We start from the raw sequence: 21,520 nt of genomic DNA, 5'->3' as shown, positions 1-21,520 counted from the left end.
CATCGACCCCGTACCGGCGGGATATCCGGATACACATGTATGTGGGGACACTGTCCTTCGATCTGCTCCTCGGCGACGTTCGCTCGCTCAAGGAGAAACGCTCCCTCGTCCGGCCGATCGTCGCGGAACTTCAGCGGAAGTACGCCGTGAGCGTGGCGGAAACGGGTCATCAGGACCTTCACCGCAGGGCCGAGATAGGCCTGGCGGTGGTCTCCGGAGACACAGGGCACCTCACCGACGTGCTCGACCGGTGCGAACGGCTCGTGGCGGGGCGACCGGAGGTGGAACTGCTCTCGGTGCGCCGCAGGCTCCACAACGACGAAGATTGACCAGAACAAGCAAGGCTAAGAAGGAGACGGACCAGTGGCCGACAACGCGCGGGCGAAGAGGCTGGCGGACCTCATCCGAGAGGTGGTGGCCCAGAAGCTGCAGCGCGGGATCAAGGACCCGCGGCTCGGCTCGCAGGTCACCATCACGGACACCCGGGTGACGGGTGATCTGCGGGAGGCGACCGTCTTCTACACGGTGTACGGGGACGACGAGGAGCGGGCGGCCGCGGCCGCCGGCCTGGAGAGCGCCAAGGGCGTGCTCCGCTCCGCGGTGGGTGCGGCGGCGGGCGTGAAGTTCACCCCGACCCTCACCTTCGTGGCGGACGCCCTGCCGGACACCGCCAAGACCATCGAGGACCTGCTCGACAAGGCGCGGGCCTCGGACGCGAAGGTGCGTGAGGTCTCGGCGGGTGCCCAGTTCGCGGGCGACGCGGACCCGTACCGCAAGCCGGAGTCCGACGACGAGTCGGACACCGCTGCCAAGACGGACGGCGACGCCGCGGAATGACCGAGAAGCACAGGACGCCCGACGGGCTTGTCATCGTGGACAAGCCGTCGGGCTTCACTTCGCACGACGTGGTCGCCAAGATGCGCGGGATCGCCAGGACCCGCCGCGTCGGACACGCCGGCACCCTCGACCCCATGGCGACGGGCGTGCTCGTCCTCGGCGTCGAGAAGGCGACCAAACTCCTCGGCCATCTCGCGCTCACCGAGAAGGAATACCTGGGCACGATCCGTCTCGGGCAGAACACCCTGACGGACGACGCCGAGGGCGAGATCATCTCCTCGACGGACGCCTCCCGGGTGACCCGGGACGCGATCGACGCGGGGGTCGCCAAGCTCAGCGGCGCCATCATGCAGGTGCCGTCCAAGGTCAGCGCGATCAAGATCGACGGCGTGCGGTCCTACAAGCGGGCGCGCGAGGGCGAGGACTTCGAGATCCCGGCCCGCCCGGTGACCGTCTCGTCGTTCGCGGTGTACGACGTGCGTGACGCGGTCGCCGAGGACGGCACACCGGTGCTCGACCTGGTGGTGTCGGTGGTGTGCTCGTCCGGCACGTACATCCGGGCGCTGGCCCGGGACCTGGGCGCGGACCTGGGCGTCGGCGGACATCTGACGGCGCTGCGCCGGACGCGCGTCGGACCGTACAAGCTCGATGCCGCGCGCACCCTCGACCAGCTCCAGGAGGAGCTGACCGTGATGCCCATCGCCGAAGCGGCCGCCGCCGCGTTCCCCCGCTGGGACGTGGACACGAAGCGGGCCAGGCTGCTGCTCAACGGCGTACGCCTGGAGATGCCCGAGGAGTACGCGGGCCGCGGCGCGGTGGCGGTCGTCGACCCCGCGGGCCGCTTCCTGGCCCTGGTGGAGGAGCAGAAGGGCAAGGCGAAGAGCCTGGCCGTGTTCGGCTGAGGCGCGCGGGCCGACCGGCTGCCGTGGCCTCGGCCGGCGTGCACTCGCTTTCTTCGGCCGTGGAGCGGCGATCACGGGGACGTTCGTCCTGGCCGCCGCTCCACGGTCCCCCCTCGGCTCCCCCTCACAGAGGTGTATCCATCCGCACTCGGCTATTCACCCCTTCGGGCAGGCGCTCGGAGTGAACCGACGGAGCGGAAGGGGGCGCGTTCGATGCGCGATCTTTCCCGCTGATCACCCCGCGCCTAACGTCGAAGTCAGGCGCACGGCGGGGAGGTTCGAGTATGGCGGAACGGGGCCGTCGGACACGGGACGACGGCCGGGGAGGGCGAGACGCGGCGGAGGGCGCGCCGGCCGGCCGGGAAGGGCAGGACGCGACGGCTGCCGCGCTGGTGCGGTTCTGTGATCCGGCCGGGCGGCCGCGGGGCACGGGCTTCGCCGCCGACCACCACGGCACGGTACTCACCAGCCACGAGGCGGTCGACGGCCTGTCCCGGCTGGTCCTGCACGCGCCGGGCGACCGCAGCTGCGTGGTGACGGCCGGCGCGGTCACCCCGTTGCCCGACCTGGGCCTGGCGATCGTACGCACGGAGGGCCTCGCCCTGGCGCCGCTCCCCGTCATCGTGCGGGACCGCGTCGGGGTCGGCTCGTATGTGCGGCTCGTCGCGGGCGGCTGGCGCGAGGCGCGGGTGCTCGGCACGACCGCCGTGACGTACACGGCGACGGACCGCTGCCATCTCCTCGACGGCGCAATGGAGTTGGCGATCGGCACGGCGGGCGTCGACGCGCTGCGTCTCGGCGGCGGAGCGGCCGGCGGGCCGGTGCTCGACGCGGAGACCGGCGCGGTGGTGGCCGTCCTCGGCACGGCCCTGCACACCGAGCACCGGGCGGCGGGCTTCGCCGTGCCGCTGCGGGGCACCGGGTGCGCCGCCGGACCGCTGGACGAGCTGCTCGCCCGTAACGCGGCGACCGTCCCGGCCTACCGGGCCGATCTGAATCCGGCGGGAGTGCTGGAGCTGGCCGCCACTACGGTCGGCTCGGACGGGCCCTCCCGAGCACACGAGGCCCTCGCTCCGGTGGAACGCGCCCGAATCGTAGGGGAGTTCGCGGCATTCGCCGACGGTCCGGCCGCCGTCCTCGGGCTCGTCGGAGCCCCGGGCAGCGGCCGTACGACCGAATTGGCGTCCCTGGCCGCCCGGCGCACCCGGGCGCCTGAACCGGCGCCCACCCTGTGGCTGCGCGGTGCGGATCTGCTGGCCACCGACACGTCCGTGGCCGATGCCGCGGCACGGGCGCTGGAGCGAGCGGCGCGGATCGTGGCGGCGGCGGACGGCGTGGGCGGCGTGGACGGCGGAGCCCGCCACGCGGACGGGGTGCTCGGCGACGTCCGTCCGGAGCGGCTGGCCCGTGTCGCGCGGGAAGCGGGGCGCCCGTTGCTGCTCCTGCTGGACGGGCCCGAGGAGATGCCGTCGGCTCTCGCGCACCGGCTGCCCGAGTGGACCGCCGGGACGGCCCCTGGTGGCTCGGGTGATTCAGAGGGTTGTGGTGGCTCGCGTGGCGCGCGCGATGCACGTGGCTCGGGTGATTCACGTGCGTCGGGTGGCTCAGGTGATTCACGTGGGTCAGGTGGCTCGGGTGATTTGGGCGGAACCGATGGCTCCGGTGCGTGGTTCGGGCGGCTCGGTCGCGACGAGGTGTTCTCCTCCTACCTGGATCTGATGTGCTTGCGCATCGCGGTCCGGCTCGCGGCGGCCGACGGGCTGCGCGGCACGGCGGTGCGGCGCCTCGCCGCCCGGGTGTCAGGGCAGGTCCACGCGGCCGCGCGCCGCTGTCTGGGGGCCGGGCAGGGAGAGCTGGACCGCGAGTCGTTCGAGGCCGTGTTCCCGTGGGGGCCCGTGCCGGGACGGCCCTTCGACGGCATCACCGGCTGGGCCACCGCGGTTCTCACCGAGGGCCTCCTCGTGCCCGCGGGCAACGGCTACCGCTTCGCCCACGAGGAACTCGCCGACTGGATCCAGGGCATGCATCTGGACCTGGAGGCCGCGCTGCACGCACTCGTCCACCGCGACCGTGACACGCCGCCCAGCACTCCCCCCGTCCCCCGCCACCGCACCGGCCCCATCGTCCAGGCCCTGCTCCTCCTCGCTCGCCAGCAGGGCCCCGCCGAACTCGCCCTCCGTCTGGAGGACCTGGCCGACGCCGCGGGCGCACTGCTGCCGCAGCGCCCCGATCCCGGGGCCGGCAACGCCCAGAGCCTCGCCGCGCCGACTGCCGCCACGAGGCCCCCCGCCACGAGGCCCCCCGCTACGAGGACCCTCGCCGCGAGAACCCCCGTCCCGACGAACCCCGGTCCGCTGGGCCCCACTCTGTTGCACCCCACTTCGTCGCACCCCACTCCGTCACACCCCACTCCGTCGGACCACCCCGCCTGGTGGCCCGTGCGGCTCCTCGCGGACGTTCTGCTGCACGTGCCCGACGCGACGCCGTACCTCCCCGTCCTGCGGCACCTCGCCGCGCGGATCATCGAGTGGCGGGCCCAAGGGCGGTGTGTGCCGGAGGAGTTCGGGCCCTCGTTCTGGGAGAGCGTGCCGGTGGGGGACACCGAGCGGTTCGACCTGCTGCGACAGCTCGTCGTCGCGGACGAGGCGCCGGGCGGCCCGGCCGAAGGCCCCCGCTATCTGGACGCCGTCTCCGGGCTCCTCGCCGCCGACCCCGCCGCCGTACACCCCCACCTCACCCGCTGGTTCGACGACGACCGCCCGCTGCCCGCGACCCCGGACGCGACCGTGGCCACCGCCGCCCAGGCGCTGCTGCACACGCACCGGCGCCGCGCCCTGGACGACCTGACCGAGGCGCTGGCCGACAGCGCGCACCGGCGCGGGGACGAGCTGCTCGCCGTACTCGCCGAGGAGGAGCCGTCGGCGGTGTGCCGGGCCGTCGACCGGTGGGCCCACGACGAGCGCCCCGCGCGCCGGGTGGCGGCCGTGGCCTACGGGCTGCGTGCCGCTCCGCACGTGCGCACCGAGGACGGCCGGGAACTGCTGCGCTACGCCGCGCTCGCCCTGCTCGCCCGCCCCGCCGACTGCACCCTGCACGGCGGCGCCCTCGCGCTTCTCGTGCGCGATCCGCGCACCCGCTCCCGGCACCTCCCGCAGGCCCTGGCACGCTTCGGCGAGGGTGACCCGCAGGTGCCGGCGAGCGCGCTGGCCACCGCCCTCGCCTCCCACCCGGAGCCGGTGCTCGAGGCCTTCCAGGCCCGGCTCCGACGACCGGGACCCGACGTCGGCGAAGTGCTGCGTACGCTCGCCGACGTCACCACGCCCGCCCTCGCCCGCCGGGTCGCCACCCTGGTCCGCGAGGTCGTGGAGCTGCGCCCGGAGACGGCCGACCACGTCGCCGCGTACGTCGAGCGGCGCCTGGAGCAGGGCCTCGCCTCCCGGGCCGTACTCCTTCCGCTGGTCGGCGGCCTGCTGGACGGCGGTCCCCCCGAGGTGCGGGTCGCGCTCACGACCGTTCTCGCCGCGCCCGGCGGTGCGGAGTCCGGTCCGCTGCGGCACGAGCTGCTCGGGCTGCTTCTCGGGCGTGAACGCGATCCCGCCGTGCTCGTCGCCCTGCTGTGCGCCGCCGCCGACGGAGCGCGGCACAGCGGCGAGCAGCACACCCGTGAGCTGGTGCGCCGGGCCGGTCTGCTGCTCGTACGCACTCCCGACGGCGCGACCCGTTTCGACCAGGCCCTGGTAGAACTGGGCCGCCGGGTACCGGGCTTCGCACCCCTCGTGGCCCGCTGGCTGACCAGGGAGCCCGAGGCATGGGCCGCGGTGGTCGGACCGAGCACCCGCCGCATGATCGAGAACCTGGCGGGCGTCGTCCGCGTCCCGGCCTGACCGGCGCGAAACCCCCGTGACGGCCGGTGACGCTACGTGCCGCCCGTCACAGCCCCCATGCCGATGCGGGCCGAACGGACGCGGCATGGCACCCTTAGACCTGCGTATGAGGCAGACACGGACACAGGTTCGACGAGGAGCGGTCACAGTGCAGCGCTGGCGTGGCTTGGAGGACATCCCCCAGGACTGGGGGCGCAGCGTCGTCACCATCGGGTCCTACGACGGAGTCCACCGCGGACACCAGCTGATCATCCGGCATGCCGTGGAACGCGCCCGTGAGCTGGGCGTTCCCTCCGTCGTGGTGACCTTCGACCCGCACCCCAGCGAGGTCGTGCGGCCCGGCAGCCACCCGCCGCTGCTCGCCCCGCACCACCGCCGTGCCGAACTGATGGCGGAGCTGGGCGTCGACGCGCTGCTGATCCTTCCCTTCACCACCGAGTTCTCGCGGCTCTCGCCCGCCGAGTTCGTGGTCAAGGTGCTGGTCGACAAACTGCACGCCAGGGCCGTGGTCGAGGGCCCGAACTTCCGCTTCGGCCACAAGGCCGCCGGGAACGTGGAGTTCCTGGCCGAGCAGGGGAAGACGTACGACTTCGAGGTCGAGCTGGTGGATCTGTACGTGACCGGTGAGGCAGGCGGCGGCACGCCCTTCTCCTCGACGCTGACCCGGCGGCTGATCGCCGAGGGCGACGTGGAGGGCGCGCGCGAGATCCTCGGGCGCCCGCACCGCGTCGAGGGCGTCGTCGTACGCGGCGCCCAGCGCGGCCGTGAGCTGGGCTTCCCGACGGCCAACGTCGAGACGCTGCCGCACACCGCGATCCCCGCCGACGGCGTCTACGCCGGGTGGCTGCACGTCGGGGACGAGGCGATGCCGGCCGCGATCTCCGTCGGCACGAACCCGCAGTTCGACGGGACGGAGCGGACGGTGGAGGCGTACGCCATCGACCGCGTCGGCCTCGACCTGTACGGCCTGCACGTCGCCGTCGACTTCCTCGCGTTCGTCCGCGGCCAGGCCAAGTTCGACTCCATCGACGCGCTCCTGGAAACCATGGCGGTGGACGTCAAGCGGTGCCGGGAGCTGATCGCGGCGTACGACGGGGAGTAGCTCTCCTTACGTTCGGAGCGGATCTCCGTTCGTTCGAGGGTTCGGCGGGGCGGGGGCGGCATAGCCTCCGCCCATGGACACCTCTGCTTCCCGCACCTACGTCGGTGACATCGGCACGCTGTCGGGGGCGGCCCGTACCGAGGCCCTCGACACGCTCGTCGAGGACCTTCGCTCACCCGATCCCGTGGTGCGCGACGAACAGGCCTACGTCAGGGCCGCACGCTGGATACCGGTCCTCGACGCGGCGGACCGGCTCCGGCTGGGCGACCGCATGGCCGCGAGCTTCACCGACCCCGCCGTCCAGGCCCGCGCCTTCGCGCCGCTGGTCCTGGCCCGGATCGTGGAAGCGGGCGCCTGGCGGCCGCGGTGGTGGAGCGCCTTCGCCGACTGGTATCCGGCCGAGACGGACCTGCGCGGCCATGACCCCGCCCTCGGCTGGCTGCACGCCGTCGCCCACGGCGCCGACCTGCTGGCAGCCGTTTCCCACCACCCGGGACAAGACCCCGTGCCGCTCCTGGAGTTGGCGGTCGCACGGCTGCTCACCCCCACCGGTCACCTCTTCGACGCGCAGGAGGACGACCGACTGGCCCACGCCCTGGCGCAGATCCTGAGCCACCCCGGACTCACCGCCGCGCAGTCGGCGCGGTGGCTCGACCCCGTCTCCGAGGCCTTCCGCACGGGAGAGCCGGGGCCGGTCCCGGCCTGGGCGTCCAACACCATGCGCACGTTGCGCATGCTCTATGTCCTGACGGACCGGGGTTTTCGCACCAAGGACACGGGCGCCGGGATCCGTACGGTCACCCATCGGACGAGTGCCCTCGACGCTCTCGCGGGGACACTTGCGATCGTCGCGCCGTACAGCGCATGACACCGGCCGCCCCCTCCGTCGTACGACGCAGGAAGCGGCCGGTGTCCTCGGCGGTTCGGGCGGACTGGCCGCGGACTACTGCTGAGGCGGGGCCTGCCCGGGAGCCTGGCCCTGGTTCGGGTTCGGCGGGTAGGGCTGCTGCTGGGCCGGCGGGTAGGGCTGTCCCGGGTGCGGCTGCGGTTGTGGCTGGCCCTGCGGTTGCGGCTGGGGCTGTGCCTGACCCGGCTGCTGCGGGTAGCCGGGGTACTGCGGGTACGGCTGCTGCCCCTGCTGCGGGTACGGCGGCCCGGGGACGGGCTGTCCCGGAGCCGGCTGCCCCGGCATCGGCTGACCGGGCAGCGGCTGGCCCGGCATCGGCGGTGCCGCGACCGGGGGCGGGTTGCCGTCCGAGGTCCACAGCCCATGTGACTGCTGGTGGCGCGCCATGTCCTCGGCGACCATCACGGAGAGGTTGAAGTACGCCTCCCGCACCTTCGGCCGCATCATGTCGAGGTCGACCTCGGCACCGGCGGCCAGGTGCTCGTCGAACGGCACGACGACGACACCACGGCACCGTGTCTCGAAGTGGCCGACGATGTCCTCCACCTTGATCGTCTTGCCGGTCTCGCGCACCCCGGAGATGACGGTGATGGACCGCGAGACCAGATCCGCGTATCCGTGCGCGGACAGCCAGTCCAGCGTCGTACTGGCACTGCTCGCACCGTCGACGGACGGCGTCGAGATGATGATGAGCTGGTCGGCGAGGTCGAGCACCCCGCGCATCGCGCTGTAGAGCAGACCCGTACCCGAGTCGGTCAGGATGATCGGGTACTGCTTGCCCAGCACGTCGATCGCGCGCCGGTAGTCCTCGTCGTTGAACGTCGTGGAGACGGCCGGGTCGACGTCGTTGGCGATGATCTCCAGGCCGGAGGGCGCCTGCGAGGTGAACCGCCGGATGTCCATGTACGAGTTGAGGTACGGGATCGCCTGGACGAGGTCGCGGATGGTGGCCCCGGTCTCGCGGCGCACGCGGCGGCCGAGCGTACCGGCGTCCGGGTTCGCGTCGATCGCGAGGATCTTGTCCTGCCGCTCGGTGGCGAGCGTGGCGCCGAGCGCGGTGGTCGTGGTCGTCTTGCCGACACCGCCCTTGAGGCTGATGACGGCGATCCGGTAGCACGACAGCACCGGCGTGCGGATCAGCTCCAGCTTCCGCTGCCGCTCGGCCTCTTCCTTCTTCGCTCCGAGCTTGAACAGACCACCGCCCGCGCCCGGCCGGCCGCTCTTCGCCTTCTGCTTCTTGTTGTTGAGCAGCCGGTCGGAGGACAGCTCCACCGCGGCGGTGTAACCGAGGGGCGCGACACCGGGGTTGGTGGGCTGCCGCTGGTCGTGCTGCACGGGCTGCGGCCAGGCGGCACCGGTGCGAGGGTCGACGGGGGGTTGGGGCTGGGGCTGCGGCTGCGGCTGAGACGGCTGTGCCTGCGGCGCCTGTTGGGCGGGCGGAGCGGGCGGCGTTGGGGTGGCCTGGGGGAAGCCGTAGCCGCTGGGCTGCGGGCCGGGATGAGGGGCGGGGGCGGCGGGCGGGACCGCGGGACCCTGCGGCTGCCCGGGCTGGGCCTGGGCGTGCTGCGCGGGGGGCTGCGGGAAGCCGTAGCCGGCTTGTGGGGCGGGCGGCTGGCCCTGCTGCGGGAAGCCGTAGCCGGGCTGCGGGGTGGGCGGGTTGTGCGCATCAGGACCTGCGGCCGGGGCCGGCGGCTGCGGGAAGCCGTAGCCGGCCTGGGGGGCGGGCGGTTGGTCCTGTGGGGCGGCCGGGCCCGGAGCGGGAGCGCCCTGCTGCGGGAAGCCGTAGCCGCTCTGGGGCGGAACGGGTCCGCCGGGCTGCGGGAAGCCGTAGCCGGGCTGAGGGGTGGGGGCGCTGGGAGCCGCGGGAGGTGCGGGGGCCGCTTGGGCTGCGGGTGAGATGGGGCCGGCCGGGGGGCCGGCTTGCGGAACGCCCTGGGCACCGGCCTGCGGGAACCCGTAACCATCCTGCTTGACACGGGAGTCGGGCGCCGGGGGAGTCGGAACTCCGGGCTGCGGGAAGCCGTAGCCCGCCTGCGGTGCCGCCGGGGCGCCGGTGACCCGGGCCCGGGGCGTGGGGCGCCGGCGGGGGCACGGGATCCGTGGGTGCGGGCGGCGCAGGCTGGTTCCAGGCCGCGGGTGCCGGCTGCGGTGCCTGCGGCTGGAACGGGGGCTGCGGCTGCGGCTCCCGGGGCGCCGTGGCCGGCTCGCCCTGCGCGGCCGCCGGCTGGGGCTGCGGCTGCGGCTGCGGCTGGCCTTGGACGGGAGCGGGGGCTGCGGCCTCGGGGCTCGTCGGCTCGCCCGGCTGCGGAGACGCGGGCCACTGGGCCGCCGGTGCGGGCGCGGCCGGCTGATAGGCGGGCGGCAACGGCGGAAGCGCGCTCGGCGGAGCCGGCGGCGGGGTCCAGGACTGCGGGGCCGGTACGTCGTTGGAGGCGGTCGGGGCAGGGGCGGCGGGGTCTGCCTCGCCACCGTTCGCCGGAGCGGCCGGAGTCGGAGCGGCAGATGCGGCCGATGCGTTTGCAGAATCCGGGACGTCGGCGGAGTCCGAGGCAGCCGGGGAGGCCTGCGCGTTCTGCGCCTCCGGGGCAGGGCCTTGCTCGGTGGAGTCCTGGGAACGTGGCGCCCCGGGATGCGGCGTCCGCAGACGATGTGTCCGTCTCCGTCTCCGTCTCCGTCTCCGTCTCCGTCTCCGTCTCGGTCTCCGTCTCCGCGTCCGAGGCCGCGGCCTCAGCCTGTGGTGTGTTCGCGTCCTCGGACGTGGTGTCGACGGAGGCGGTGTCCGAGGCCCCCTCCGCGGACGGCGCGGCAACGCCGGACTGCCCGGCCTCGCCGCTGCCTCCTGCACTCTCGTCACCGCCTGCGCCCACACCGGCGTCCGCGCCCTCAGGAACGGTGCCCGCATCGCCGGCGCCGGTCGTCGTACCGCCCGTCGAAACGGGCTCGGCCGAGCCGTGTGCACGGTCGTTCCCGTCGGCGTCGGCGTCGGCGTCGGCGTCAACGCCGGCCGTGGCGCCGGAGCCCTCGGCTCCCTGGCCGCCCCCCGGAGCCGTGGGCGCGCTCAACTCGAAGTCGCCACCGGCGGAACCGGTACCGGGAGCAGACCCCGGACCCGCACTCGCCCCCGCACCGAACTCCTCAACGGCCTTGCCCGCGGCGGCGAGTTCCTCGAACTCACGCTTGAGCGCGGCAGGGGAGAACCGCACCGTCGCGCCGCTCTCGAGCTCCCCGTCACCGGCGGCCGTTTCGGCCGCGACGGTCGGCGGAGTCCACACGGGAAACCCCTCTTCGGGCGCCGGATGCGGCAGGTCCACGGGCGGACCGACCGGCGGCGCGGGCGGACCCGCGGCCACGGGCGGACCCGGCGGCACGGCCGGAACGGGAGCCGCCACACCACCGCTCGGACCCCCGGCCGGGAAGGCCGGTGCGGCAGGCGCGACCGGCGCGGCCGGCCCGACCGGTGCAGCAGGCGCGACCGGCGCACCCGGGGTGTCGGTATCGACCGGATCCGTCGTCGCGCCTCCCGACGCGTTCTGCGTGTACCAGGCAGGAGCTGCGTAGTCGATGGTGAACTCGCCCGTCATCTCGATGGCAGACTCGGCGTCGGACTGGTCATCGTCGGGTGAAGCCCAGCCCCCGCGGATCCCGTCCCGATCGCTGTTCACAATTCCTCCTGGTGTGGTCGAGCACCCTCATGCCGCGCTGAGGCGACCGCTCTTGTTCGTACGAAGTCGTCCGATCCCGTTGCCCGAAGTCGACCGACGGATCCGAAACCGCCCGGCTCCCCCTGAGGTGCCGGCGGTCCGCCACGGGTTTCGGTGTGGCGCCCGGTCCCAGCCTAATCACCACAAGCGCCCCCACGGCAGGGCCGTCCGCCCCTCCACGCCAACCCGCTACGTCACAGCCTGCCCGGAAGTGACGGCCCCAGTCCCGTGGAGAATGGACAAACCAGGACGATGATGGCTAACAAGGAGTGAACAACTAGGCGTCAACTGGACGTAATCGGACGCAAGAAGCCGCGAACCGGCCTCAAGCAACCCAATCCGATCGAGTTCCGCCCGATCAGTCCATCCTGCGGGGCATACCCAACAATCCGGTCTCGGCGTCGGTCGGCTGGGTCATCACATACTGCCGGTCGCGATCGGCACACCAGAGCGTGACACCGTCGGGCAGGGTCGGCAGCGAGTCCATGTCGCCCCGGGGCAGTGCCACCGTGCGGCCTATCTCCGCGGCCTCGTCGGGCGAGACCCGCTGGACCCCGACGAGCCGCGCCTGCCGCATGAGCCGCGGCGCCACCGGACTGAGATACGGCAGCAGCGTCAGCACCGCCTGCCAGGGCCCGGAGACGACCCGCCCCCGCGGCGGCCGCATACCGCAGTCACGCACCACCAGCACCGGGTTGCCCGCCGAGGCACCCTGCGGCGGCACCCGCCCCACGTCGTACACGGACATCCCGTTCTGTCCGCCGCCCATGGCATGCACCAACTGCATCCAGGCCGGTGCCCGCCCGGTCTCCACGGCGACCCGCGCCCCGGTCGCCGCAGCCCGCAGAGCAAGCACCTGCGCGGTCCACAGGCCACCGATCAGGACGACGTCGTACGGAGTGGGCCGATTGAGCCCGAGCACGGCGGGCTGCCCCTCCGCGTCCACCCCGACGACGACCCCGTCGTCCCCGATGGGCAGCGCGAGCGAGTCCACCTGCTCCACGGACAGCGAGTGCCGCCCGTGCCGGGGCCCGATCAGCCCGAACCCGCTGCGCGCCCGTCCGCGCAGCCGCTCGGCGACCGAGGGCTCGCCCGGGCCATCGGCGTTCCCCGGGGCGCCGTACGCCCGCGCTCCCGGTGTCGATGCCGTGGTCATGGCCATCAGCGAGCACCCCCGAGAGGCAGAGTGGCGAGCACGCCGGGCAGTTGCTGCCGGTCGAGGCGGGCGAGCCCGGCGCCGCCCCGTCGTGCGGCCTCCTCCAGCGCCCGCCGCGCCGCGACCAGTTCGTCGTCACTGCGCCCGGTCACCCGCAGATGCCCGCACAGCGACACCTCGCCCCGCTCGCCGTGCGCCAGCGTGAGACTGAACGTGGTGGCGAGCGCGGGTACGGCCGTGAGCAGGGCGACGAGTTGGGGCAGCGACCGTCCGTCGCCGCCCACCAGGGGCCAGCGGCGGACCCAGTACGTCGTGTGCCTGCGGTTGTCGCAACGCCAGCTGCGCCCCGACTCCTCGGTCCGCCGCTCCCTCGCCTCGGTCCGCCCCGCCCCCGCCGTCACCAGCGGGTTGGCGCAGGCCGAGGTGGCGATGGCGGCGGTCAACTCCTCCTCGTTGAGCACGGTTGTACGGAATCCCGCTCCCGTCAGACGGCTCGTGAGGTGGTCGGCGGCGCGCACGACGCACTTCTGCGCCCCCACGAGTCCGCCACCGCGCGCGGACACGGCCTCCGGGCACAGCTCCGGGTCGAGCTTCAGCGCGATCCAGGTGATGCGCACGGCAGGTGCGCCCGTCTGCGCCTGCAGCGGCGCGTAGTTGGTGACGGCCACGGACTGCTGCGGCAGGTGCAGTGCGGGCGCGGGCTGCGTGTGCAGAACGATCTGCGCGGACTCCAGGCGGATCCCGTCCACTTCAAGGGCGTCCCGCACCAGTCCGAGTGGCAGGGGCTGCCGACTGCGCTCGGCACGCAGCGCCGTCGCGTCGGCCTCCACCTGCAACACAGCGGTGACGAACGTCCCGTCCCCGATGATCCCGACCGGCCGTCGGTCCCGTCCGCCGTACGCATACGTCCGCAGACTCGGGTCGCACTCCACCGCGGGTGCGAGGCCCGGCTCCGTACCCGGTGGTATCGGCGTACTCGCTGCCCGCCGCTGCCGCGCCTTCAACGCCCGTGCCGTACCCAGCCATTCGGGCAGGGAGCGGCCCCGGCGGCGCACGAAGGCGAGCAGTACGAGTACGACGGCGACGACGGCTGCCGGCACCAGCGCCAGCGGATCGATCACCCAGCCGGCGAGAAGAACAGCGGCCGCGATTTCCAACAGAACGATCCGTTGCAGCCGGAACGCCCCGGACTGTCCCTGACGCGTTCTGAGATGGAGCGCGCCCGACGCCTGCGGCCGCGGCCCCGGCGCGGACGGTTGCTGTGCCGCCCCTGGACGGGGCGCTGAAGAGCCCCGCGCCTGCGCCCGGTCACGCGACCGGGTCCGCGTTCCGGAAGCCATCACTCCATCCCCCCGTTTTGCTCACAACTCGCTGGAATTTCAGCACCACATAGGGCTCTTGAAGATCCAGGCACCCTACCCGCCCCGCAAGTACCGTTCCACAGCAGGCATAGTAGGGGCCGGGTCTGACAGCGCGGGCAACCGAGGCGGCGGACCGGGGCAGCACAGGGCCGGGGGAACCGCTACGACAGCGCCCCGCAGCGCCGCACGGGGAGAGAGCGGACAACAGATGGCATCACGGCGGGACGAACTCAACGCCTACACCTTCGCGAAGCGCCGCGTCCTGGCGTCCTTCGTGCAGCCCTCGCCCTCGGGCTCGGAGGAAGGGGCGCCGAAGCCGCTGCGCGCGGTGCTGCCCGGTGTCATCATCGGCGTCGTCATCCTGGCCGTGTTCGGGGCCATCGGCATGTTCAGCCCGACGGCTCCCAAGGGCTGGAAGACCCCGAACGCGAACGTCATCGTCGCCAGCGACTCGACCACCCGGTACGTGGTCCTGGAGACCGACGGCAAGGCGCAACTGCATCCGGTCCTCAACATGGCCTCGGCCAAGCTGCTCCTCGCGCCCGACAAGGACACCGTCATCACCGTCGACGAGAAGGTCCTCGACAGCGACACGCTGCCGCACGGTCCCACCATCGGCATCCCCTACGCACCCGACCGCCTGCCGTCGGCGAAGGAGGCCGGCGCCGCCAAGCGCTGGGCTGTGTGCGAACGTCCCGGCCAGGGCGGCACCGCCATCCAGAAGGCCACTTTCGTCTTCGCCCAGCGCGACTACGGCAAGACCGACGGAGCCGACCGGCTGGCCGGCGGTGAACTCCTGTACGTCGTCGGCCCCGACAACAAGACGCCGTACATCGTCGACGCGCAGGGCAACGCGTACCGCGTGGACTCCACGGACGACAACCTGCTGAACGCGCTCGACACCCAGGGGCGCAAGCCGCAGCGCGTCTCGCAGCAGTGGCTGAACACGCTCCACCAGCGCGACCCGATCTCGATCCCCACGGTCAAGGGCATCCCGGGCGCGGCGGCGAACGCCCCCGGTGACCTCCGCTCCGCCGACAAGGTCGGCATGATCATCAAGGCCCGCAAGGGCACCACGATGCAGTCCTACGTGGTCCTGCCCGGCCGCGTCGCCCCCATCTCCGACTTCACCGCCACCCTGCTCCTCAACAGCCCCCAGCTGGTCACCGTGGGCCAGACCGGCGAGGCGCAGCAGGTCAGTCCCGGCGCCATCGTCGAAGGTGCGCCCTTCGCCGCGAGCGAGAAGTGGCCGCAGGCCGCACCGGAGACGGTGAACAACGCCACGAGCGCCACCAGCGGCCGCAACACCGTGTGCAACGTCCTGCGCTCGGTCCACGGCAAGGGCGGCGCCACCACTCTGTCGACCTGGGCCGGCACCGAGTTCCCCACCTCGCTGCCCTCCGGCTCCTCCAGCGCATACGTGACGCCCGGATCGGGGCAGCTCTACCGCCAGTTCCAGGGCACCGAGACCTCGGCGGGCCCGGTCTTCCTGGTCACCGACACCGGCCTGCGCTACGCCCTGCAGTCCAACAGCGACAGCGCCACCGACGACAAGGGCATCGGCACCACGGCCAAGCAGCGCGAAGAGGAACTCAAGGAGGCCAAGATCGCCCAGACCAGGCTCGGTTACGCGGATACGGATGCGGCTCCGATCCCCACCGCCTGGTCGACCTTCCTGCCGACGGGCCCCCGACTGTCGGAGTCCGCGGCGCGCCAGCCACAGGGATCGTGAGTGAAGTACGTACACCTGCCTGGAGAGTTGATGATGTCGACGCCGATGCCGTACGTCACTGAAGCCACCCTCCGCGGGACGTTCGCGCGCCGCGCGGCGCTGGCCGCAACCACAACGGCCGTCCTGGCGGCGACCACGGTGCTGCTCCCGGCCGCCGCTCCCGCGGCGGTCGCCGACTCGACGACCGGCCAGTGCACCTTCCCCTCGAAGAAGTACGAGGGCCGGCCCTGGGCACTGCAGCGCGTGAATCTCGACCAGTTGTGGGACCTGTCGACCGGCAAAGGCGTCCAAGTGGCCGTGATCGACACGGGGGTCGACGTCAAGAACCCCCAACTCAGTAACGCCGTGGACGCGTCCAAAGGGGAGAACAGCCTCCCCGCCAAGAACTCCAAGGGCGAGAAGATAGACCGCGGAAACGCGTCCGGCACCACCGACACCGTCGGCCACGGCACGCGCGTGGCCGGCATCATCGCGGCCCGCTCCGTCAAGGGCACGGGATTCGTGGGCCTGGCCCCGGACGCCACGATCATCCCGATCAAGCAGAACAACGCGGAGGGCGACGGCACGGCCCTCACCCTCGCCACCGCGATCCGTTACGCCGTGGGCGCCGGCGCCGATGTCATCAACATCTCCCAGGACACGGCGAACGCAGTCGAACCCGACCCGAAGCTGCATGAGGCCGTCGACTACGCCCTGACCCAGAAGGTCGTGGTCGTCGCCTCGGCCGGCAACGACGGCCTGGGCGGCAACGACAAGGCCACCTACCCGGCGTCGTACAAGGGCGTCCTGGCGGTGGCCGCCTCCGACCGCAACAACGAACGCGCCTCGTTCTCCCAGTCCGGCGACTTCGTCGGTGTCGCGGCCCCCGGCGTCGACATGATCTCCACGGTCCCCGGCGGCGGCCACTGCTCCGACAACGGCACAAGCTTCTCCGCCCCCTACGTGGCGGGCGTCGCGGCGCTGCTGAAGTCCAAGTACCCGAACTGGACGGCCCAAGAGGTGGTCGCCCAGATCGAACAGACCGCGGAACGCTCCATCCCCGGACACGACCGCCTGGTCGGCTGGGGCGTGGTGGACCCCGTCAAGGCGCTCTCGGACATCGACGCGGCCCACCCGGTCGAGTCCCCCAAGCCGGTCAATGGCGTGACCCGGGCCAAAGCCCCCTCGGTCCCCACCCTCCACTTCGGCGAAACAGCGGAGGAACGCAACACCCGCCTGGCCACGTACGCGGTGGTCGGCGCGGCGGTACTGGTCCTCGGACTCACGGGCTCCGCGGTGGCGGTACGGGATGCGCGGAGACGGCGGGGGCGTGTGGGGGGCGGCGTATGACGGCCATGACGACCATTTGTTTCGCCCTCGCCGTCGTGATGGCCGCGGCCGGGTGCGTCAAGGCGGACCGCGTGCGCGCGTGGCGCCACGGCTTCAACCCGTCAGCGGACGAACTCCCGTCCTCCGCTTTCGTCGCGGGGCGTGCCGTCTTCTTCGTCCTGGCCGGCATCATGGCCTTTCAGGGCTTTCAGCTCCTGGCCGTCTCGGACGACGTGTCGTGGAGCGACAGCGAGTTGACGAAGGCGGTCCAGGGGGCCACCACCGCCTTGGACGCGCGTTCCTATTTCGAGATCGACTCCGTCGGCAACGACATCAAGTCCATGATCGAGGACGAGGTCGTCCAGCATGGCGGCGGCGACGCCCCGCAGTCCGGGGTCGACGCTTTCCCCGCCGACACGAACACGGCCAAGGACGCGGACTACACGATCAAGGCCGACGGCGCGAAGGCCGCCTTCTGCATGCACGTCAAGCGCACGGAGTCGAAGGACGGCGGCTACACGCCACCGGGCGTCGCGGGCGGCGAGGGCACGGTGACCATTCCCGAGTACGAACTTGCGGCGACGGTGGATGAGGGGGAGTGCTGACGCTTTTCGCCGGCCGACCGTCCGCCCCGTCCCACCCCCCGCAACCGTCTCTCACAGGAAGAGCTCCCGTGCCGACGACGACTCCGAGCATCCGATCCCGCGCGTCCACCGCTCCTTCCTCGCCACAGCTCTGGCCTTCACGGCTCTCGCCGAAGACCGCTACCCCTTCGCTGTCCAACGTGCGAAGCAGGTGGAGAAGAACGGCGTGCGCGAGGGTGCCTGACGGTGAGTTCATGAAACTCGCCTGTTCCTCCGGGGGCACGTTCAACCAGGTCCCCGCAGACAGTATGCCTTCAGGCAAAGCAGTCAGTGCGTCGCCAGGGGCTGAAGACCGCCGCGCTCCCGGATGCAACGTCTGGTCACCGGCTAGCGAACAGCGTGAGCGACCGGGCAGACCTCGGGTGCTCGGCAGTGCCCCTCGCCCATTCAATCCTGTCCCCATCAACTCTGCTCGGGCAGCGGGACGTTGGCGGGAAGGTCGGCCTGGGATGCGCAGCCCAGCTGCTTCGCCATGCTCCGCGAGACGGAGTTGAGGATGTCCATGCTGTCCTTGGCGGTGGCCTTGGCGGACACCTGATCAGCGGTGCTGTGCACACTTGCCTGGATGTACGGTTTCGTTCCCTCTGGGTCCTTTGTGGGGCATTTGAAGTAGAGTGAAGCGCTTGCGTTTCCGTGCGTCGCCGCGTATACGCCGATTGGGTAGATGGTCAGCTCTGCACTTGCATCCGCAGTGGGTTTCTCTGAGTTCGGGTGATACTTGACAGCAGAGAAGTCCACATCGATCAAGGGATGCCCAGTCGTATCTCCTGTCTTGTAGACAACGCACTGGTTTCGCTGCGTCATGTCATCATGAATAGTGCTTGCGGCCCGTTTCAGTGAGAACTTGTTGGGTTCCCCCGAGTCGTCTGTTCCGGGAAGTTCAGTGAACTTCTGAGTGTCCCCCATGCGTTTTAGCCCCGCGATCGCGGAGGAGTCCAACGTGGAGTCGCAGACCTCGGCGGCAGTCAGGCTCCGCTCCTTCTTGTCACCGTTGCCACCACTGCACGCAGAGAGGCCGAGAATCAGTGCGATGCAGCAGACGGCTGGGCCCAGTGCCGTGAGCAGCATTGCCGGACTCTGTCGTCGTTCGCTTGTCAGTTGCACAGTTCAATCCTTGTACGAAGCACGCCCGCGATACTCGTTCTCGTGTGATCCCGTCCCGTAGTAAGCGTTGTTGATGTCATCCTTCCAATCCTCCTTGCCAGCGACGTCGGCAGCTTTTGAACTGTCTTCAATGTAGGACTGGTAAGCGGCACCGAGCTGATTGGCGCCCTTGCCATAGAACTGGCTGCTGGTCAACTGCGATTTCTCGGCGGGATCCGCTTCTGCGTCGTCCACACCCTTGTCGATCTGCTGGCCGATGAAGGTGTTCACCGCCTCGCCCACGGTGTCCGCTGCCAGCGGTGCGACCACGAGTGCCGCGGCACTCGTCCCGGGGAGGGGGATGGCGGCGACACCCCCCGCGACGACCGCACCGGCCCCCAGTTTGATCCAGTCGGCGGAACGGCCCAGCGATTTATTGCTCTCCTCCGAGCCTTCGCCGTAGTCGGTCTGGGCCTGCTCGACGCGGGAATTATCCAGAATGCCCCGAACTTGGGATCCGGTAACCAGGGCGTCGTGGGCATGCTCGATGTTGGCATCGCTGGTGGATGGGTGGGCGTCGAGTTGGCTGAGCGTATACAGGTGCTGCGCTGCGGTGACGGCGCGGTGGGAGTTCTCATCCTGCCCGAGTACGCTCAGGAAGTTGATTGCGCCTGCGTTGGTGAAGTCCGCCCGCCCTTGGTATTTGGCAGGGAAGGTGTCGGCGTCCTTCGCGCTTTCTCCGACACCAGACAGGCTGTAGTCAATGTCGTCGATGTACGCGCCGGCCATCTTGCCCAAACTGTCTGCCAATTCCGGCTGGCCGCGCAGCATCTTGGGACCGTCTTCGCTGCCGTAGAGGTACGCGACCTCCTCCATTACCCCGGCCGTGGCTGCGGTGCGGCGGTCACCGCTGCCAGGGATCATCGGATCCTTCTCTGTCATCGGTTTGGCGTCGTAGGCGTAGCCTGTCGTCGCGGATTCCAGGGCATGGCCGAGAGAGTCGCGTCCAGCGACGTAGCCGTGCTTGCCCTCGAGGGTCACGTCGGACGCCCAGACGCGCTCCTGGGTCAGGTACTTCAGATGGTCGTTGACCTCGGAGCCCTTGTTGACGGTGGCACCTGCGCCGTCGGGCTGCGCGAAGAACTGGGTCGACGCGTCCGGGTTGTGCCCCAAAGCCTCCAGGAAGCCCGTCACCGGGTCGCGGCCGCGATCGTTCTTGTAGCCCCAGTAGTTGAGGTCGCCCTGGTTGGCGTTGTTCACCCAGAGGCTGATGGCCTCACCGTTGACCTGTTTGTCGTATGCGAAGAGCTTGTTGCCGTAGTTGTTGAGGAACTGGTCGTCGTAGTCACCGAAGCGCATCAGGTTGCTCATGGCGGCATAGCCGGTCGGGTTGCTCGCGTCGTCGATGTCGAGTTGGCCGGGACCCAACTTGATCATCTTTTTCTCCCAGCCCTGCATTGCATCGCTGTCGGAGAGCGTCGCCTGACCGATGGTGATTCCGAGGTTCTTCTGGAGCTGTTTTGCCTGCTTGCCGCGTTCGGGGTCGTACTGGGCCTGATAGGGGTCCGCGATCCCGGCATAGAAGGTGAGAAGTTTCTTGGGGCCGACGCTTGTGGCGAACTCCTCGGCGAAGAGCGGATCGCCCTTGTACTTGGCCAGGGTGGAGTTGAGGGACGCGAGCTCCGTGTTCGTCACGTCATGCGGGTTCTTCGCGAGGATCTTGGCCATCTTGTCGGCGTCCGCGAGGGCCTTCGCTGCGGAGTCCCGGTCTGCGTAGCTGGCGTCGGAGAAGCCGTACTTGGCCTGGTCGGCGATGAGACGCAGCGCCTTGGCGGCAGTGGAGTCGCTCTCCGTGGCCTTGTCGAGAATGCGCTGGATCTCGTCGCGGAGATCGTCCGCGTCCTTCTGGCTCGTTGTGTCGTTCTGACCACTTGGATCGGAAGCCCAGTCGGGGCGGGTGGACCTGGTGACCACGAAGGAGCCGTCGCCCATGTCCATCACGGTCAGGTTCTTCTTCAGCCCTCGATCGATGGCGTCATTGACCTGGGTGCGGTAGTCGATGAGCTCGCCCCGGGTATCGCTGAGGATCTTGGTGACCGTGTCGGCCTGCGTATGGGCGTCGGAGAACTCGCCGGCCGTCTTGTCGATGAACTCGCGAGTGACGGTGGCGTTCATGCCGGCCCAGTTGGCTTTGTGTGCCTTGCCCTTGAGGTTCTTGTCAGCGTCCTCGGCGAGAGTCTTGAGGTGCTTCGTCATGTTCTGCCAGTCGGTGATCGCTTCACCGAGCTGATGGAAGTTGCCCTGCCGGAGCGAGTCGAGATCCACTGGTTCAGCTGCCCTTCCGCTCGTCGAAACCCTGGTCGAGCGTGGCGATGCTGCTGAGAGTGCCGGCGATATAGACCTCGTCGCCGGCGTGCGCGCCCTTGGTGTAGTCCAGGTGGTTGGAGATGTGGGCCGTGGCGTCCAGAAGCGACCGGACCTGGTCCACCCAGCGCTCCGCTACGTGATCCAGCGCCGAACCGATCGCATAACCCTCGCCTTTCAAGCCATCCCCCGCCGCGATCGAGCTCATTCGGGCGAGGTCGCTGAAGTGCTCGAACGCCTGATTCAACTCGTATGCCGCGTCGCCGATCGCGGCGAGGTCCTTCTGGCTGACTTTGAGGTCACCCTGAGTGCTACCGCCGCCAGGATCGACCGGAAGCTGGTTGAGCTGCATGTGCGTGGTGCCCTGCTGACGCTGTTGCGCCTCGCTCTTGAGCTGTTCCCACTCGTCCCATGCCACTTGCAGGACCCTTCCCCCGTGGTGATCAATGCCTGCCTGCTGTCCCCACCGAACCCTGAGACGTCAGCGTGCTTCGGCGGGTAGTCCGAAGCACGCTAGCAACTCCGCCCGTGTACAGGGG

Annotated in this window: 15 protein-coding genes and 1 pseudogene; 9 read left to right on the top strand and 7 right to left on the bottom strand. The window is 70.9% G+C overall.

What is annotated here, in order from left to right:
• Positions 1 to 35 precede the first annotated feature (35 nt).
• The 6 genes from SAVERM_RS13300 (at position 36) to SAVERM_RS13275 (ending at position 7,593) form a co-directional block, all read left to right on the top strand.
• The gene (locus tag SAVERM_RS13300; RefSeq protein ID WP_010983986.1) at positions 36 to 329 is read left to right on the top strand and encodes a DUF503 domain-containing protein; all 294 of its coding nucleotides are present in this window, start codon (positions 36 to 38) and stop codon (positions 327 to 329) included.
• A 34-nt stretch (positions 330 to 363) separates the two neighbouring features.
• Entirely contained in the window at positions 364 to 837 is a 474-nt protein-coding gene (rbfA, locus tag SAVERM_RS13295; protein ID WP_010983985.1) for a 30S ribosome-binding factor RbfA, read from the top strand.
• Positions 834 to 1,739: a tRNA pseudouridine(55) synthase TruB gene (truB, locus tag SAVERM_RS13290; protein WP_010983984.1), complete on the top strand. Its 906-nt coding sequence runs from the start codon at positions 834 to 836 to the stop codon at positions 1,737 to 1,739. The genes rbfA and truB overlap by 4 nt, the downstream gene beginning before the upstream one ends.
• A 284-nt stretch (positions 1,740 to 2,023) precedes the next feature.
• Entirely contained in the window at positions 2,024 to 5,623 is a 3,600-nt protein-coding gene (locus SAVERM_RS41505; protein WP_010983983.1) for a trypsin-like peptidase domain-containing protein, read from the top strand.
• 148 nt (positions 5,624 to 5,771) lie between these two features.
• On the top strand, positions 5,772 to 6,725 hold the full coding sequence (locus tag SAVERM_RS13280; protein WP_010983982.1) for a bifunctional riboflavin kinase/FAD synthetase: 954 nt from the start codon (positions 5,772 to 5,774) through the stop codon (positions 6,723 to 6,725).
• 73 nt (positions 6,726 to 6,798) lie between these two features.
• Positions 6,799 to 7,593 carry a DUF2785 domain-containing protein gene (locus SAVERM_RS13275; RefSeq protein ID WP_010983981.1) on the top strand — a complete coding sequence of 265 codons (795 nt, stop codon included), beginning with the start codon at positions 6,799 to 6,801 and terminating at the stop codon, positions 7,591 to 7,593.
• A gap of 75 nt (positions 7,594 to 7,668) precedes the next feature.
• On the opposite strand, the gene SAVERM_RS46040 is transcribed toward SAVERM_RS13275, so the two are convergent.
• From SAVERM_RS46040 to eccE, 4 genes and pseudogenes are all read right to left on the bottom strand, one after another.
• Positions 7,669 to 10,101, bottom strand: a complete 2,433-nt coding sequence (locus SAVERM_RS46040; protein ID WP_010983980.1) for a MinD/ParA family ATP-binding protein — start codon at positions 10,099 to 10,101, stop codon at positions 7,669 to 7,671.
• Positions 10,102 to 11,165: 1,064 nt separating this feature from the next.
• Positions 11,166 to 11,294: pseudogene (locus tag SAVERM_RS45925) on the bottom strand (SCO5717 family growth-regulating ATPase); the annotation flags it as partial.
• 397 nt (positions 11,295 to 11,691) lie between these two features.
• Entirely contained in the window at positions 11,692 to 12,495 is an 804-nt protein-coding gene (locus SAVERM_RS13265; protein WP_010983979.1) for a hypothetical protein, read from the bottom strand.
• Positions 12,495 to 13,829 (bottom strand): type VII secretion protein EccE, encoded by a 1,335-nt coding sequence (gene eccE, locus SAVERM_RS13260; RefSeq protein ID WP_078234460.1) that lies wholly within the window; start codon positions 13,827 to 13,829, stop codon positions 12,495 to 12,497. Before eccE ends, SAVERM_RS13265 begins: the two co-directional genes overlap by 1 nt.
• Before the next feature lie 229 nt (positions 13,830 to 14,058).
• On the opposite strand from eccE, the gene eccB reads away from it, so the two are divergent.
• The 3 genes from eccB to SAVERM_RS13245 are packed head-to-tail and all read left to right on the top strand — an operon-like array spanning position 14,059 to position 17,495.
• Positions 14,059 to 15,582, top strand: a complete 1,524-nt coding sequence (eccB, locus tag SAVERM_RS13255; RefSeq protein WP_010983977.1) for a type VII secretion protein EccB — start codon at positions 14,059 to 14,061, stop codon at positions 15,580 to 15,582.
• Positions 15,583 to 15,627: 45 nt separating this feature from the next.
• Positions 15,628 to 16,911: a type VII secretion-associated serine protease mycosin gene (gene mycP / locus SAVERM_RS13250; RefSeq protein ID WP_042494373.1), complete on the top strand. Its 1,284-nt coding sequence runs from the start codon at positions 15,628 to 15,630 to the stop codon at positions 16,909 to 16,911.
• Positions 16,912 to 16,916: 5 nt separating this feature from the next.
• Positions 16,917 to 17,495 carry a hypothetical protein gene (locus SAVERM_RS13245; protein ID WP_137865253.1) on the top strand — a complete coding sequence of 193 codons (579 nt, stop codon included), beginning with the start codon at positions 16,917 to 16,919 and terminating at the stop codon, positions 17,493 to 17,495.
• Positions 17,496 to 17,936: 441 nt separating this feature from the next.
• Here SAVERM_RS13245 and SAVERM_RS42320 read toward each other — a convergent pair whose 3' ends face one another.
• Genes SAVERM_RS42320 through SAVERM_RS13235 form a run of 3 tightly spaced genes read right to left on the bottom strand, consistent with a single transcriptional unit; the run spans position 17,937 to position 21,399 of the window.
• Positions 17,937 to 18,602 carry a hypothetical protein gene (locus tag SAVERM_RS42320; RefSeq protein WP_137951656.1) on the bottom strand — a complete coding sequence of 222 codons (666 nt, stop codon included), beginning with the start codon at positions 18,600 to 18,602 and terminating at the stop codon, positions 17,937 to 17,939.
• A 39-nt stretch (positions 18,603 to 18,641) separates the two neighbouring features.
• Complete coding sequence (locus SAVERM_RS13240; RefSeq protein WP_010983974.1) at positions 18,642 to 20,942, bottom strand: DUF6571 family protein; 2,301 nt, start codon at positions 20,940 to 20,942, stop codon at positions 18,642 to 18,644.
• A gap of 4 nt (positions 20,943 to 20,946) precedes the next feature.
• A complete protein-coding gene (locus SAVERM_RS13235; protein WP_010983973.1) occupies positions 20,947 to 21,399 on the bottom strand; it encodes a hypothetical protein in 453 nt (150 codons plus the stop codon).
• Positions 21,400 to 21,520 lie beyond the last annotated feature (121 nt).

The sequence above is a fragment of the Streptomyces avermitilis MA-4680 = NBRC 14893 genome (genome assembly GCF_000009765.2).
Classification (GTDB): Bacteria; Actinomycetota; Actinomycetes; order Streptomycetales; family Streptomycetaceae; genus Streptomyces; species Streptomyces avermitilis.
Note: the sequence above shows the minus strand (reverse complement) of the source record. Positions and strands in the feature narration are given on the sequence as shown.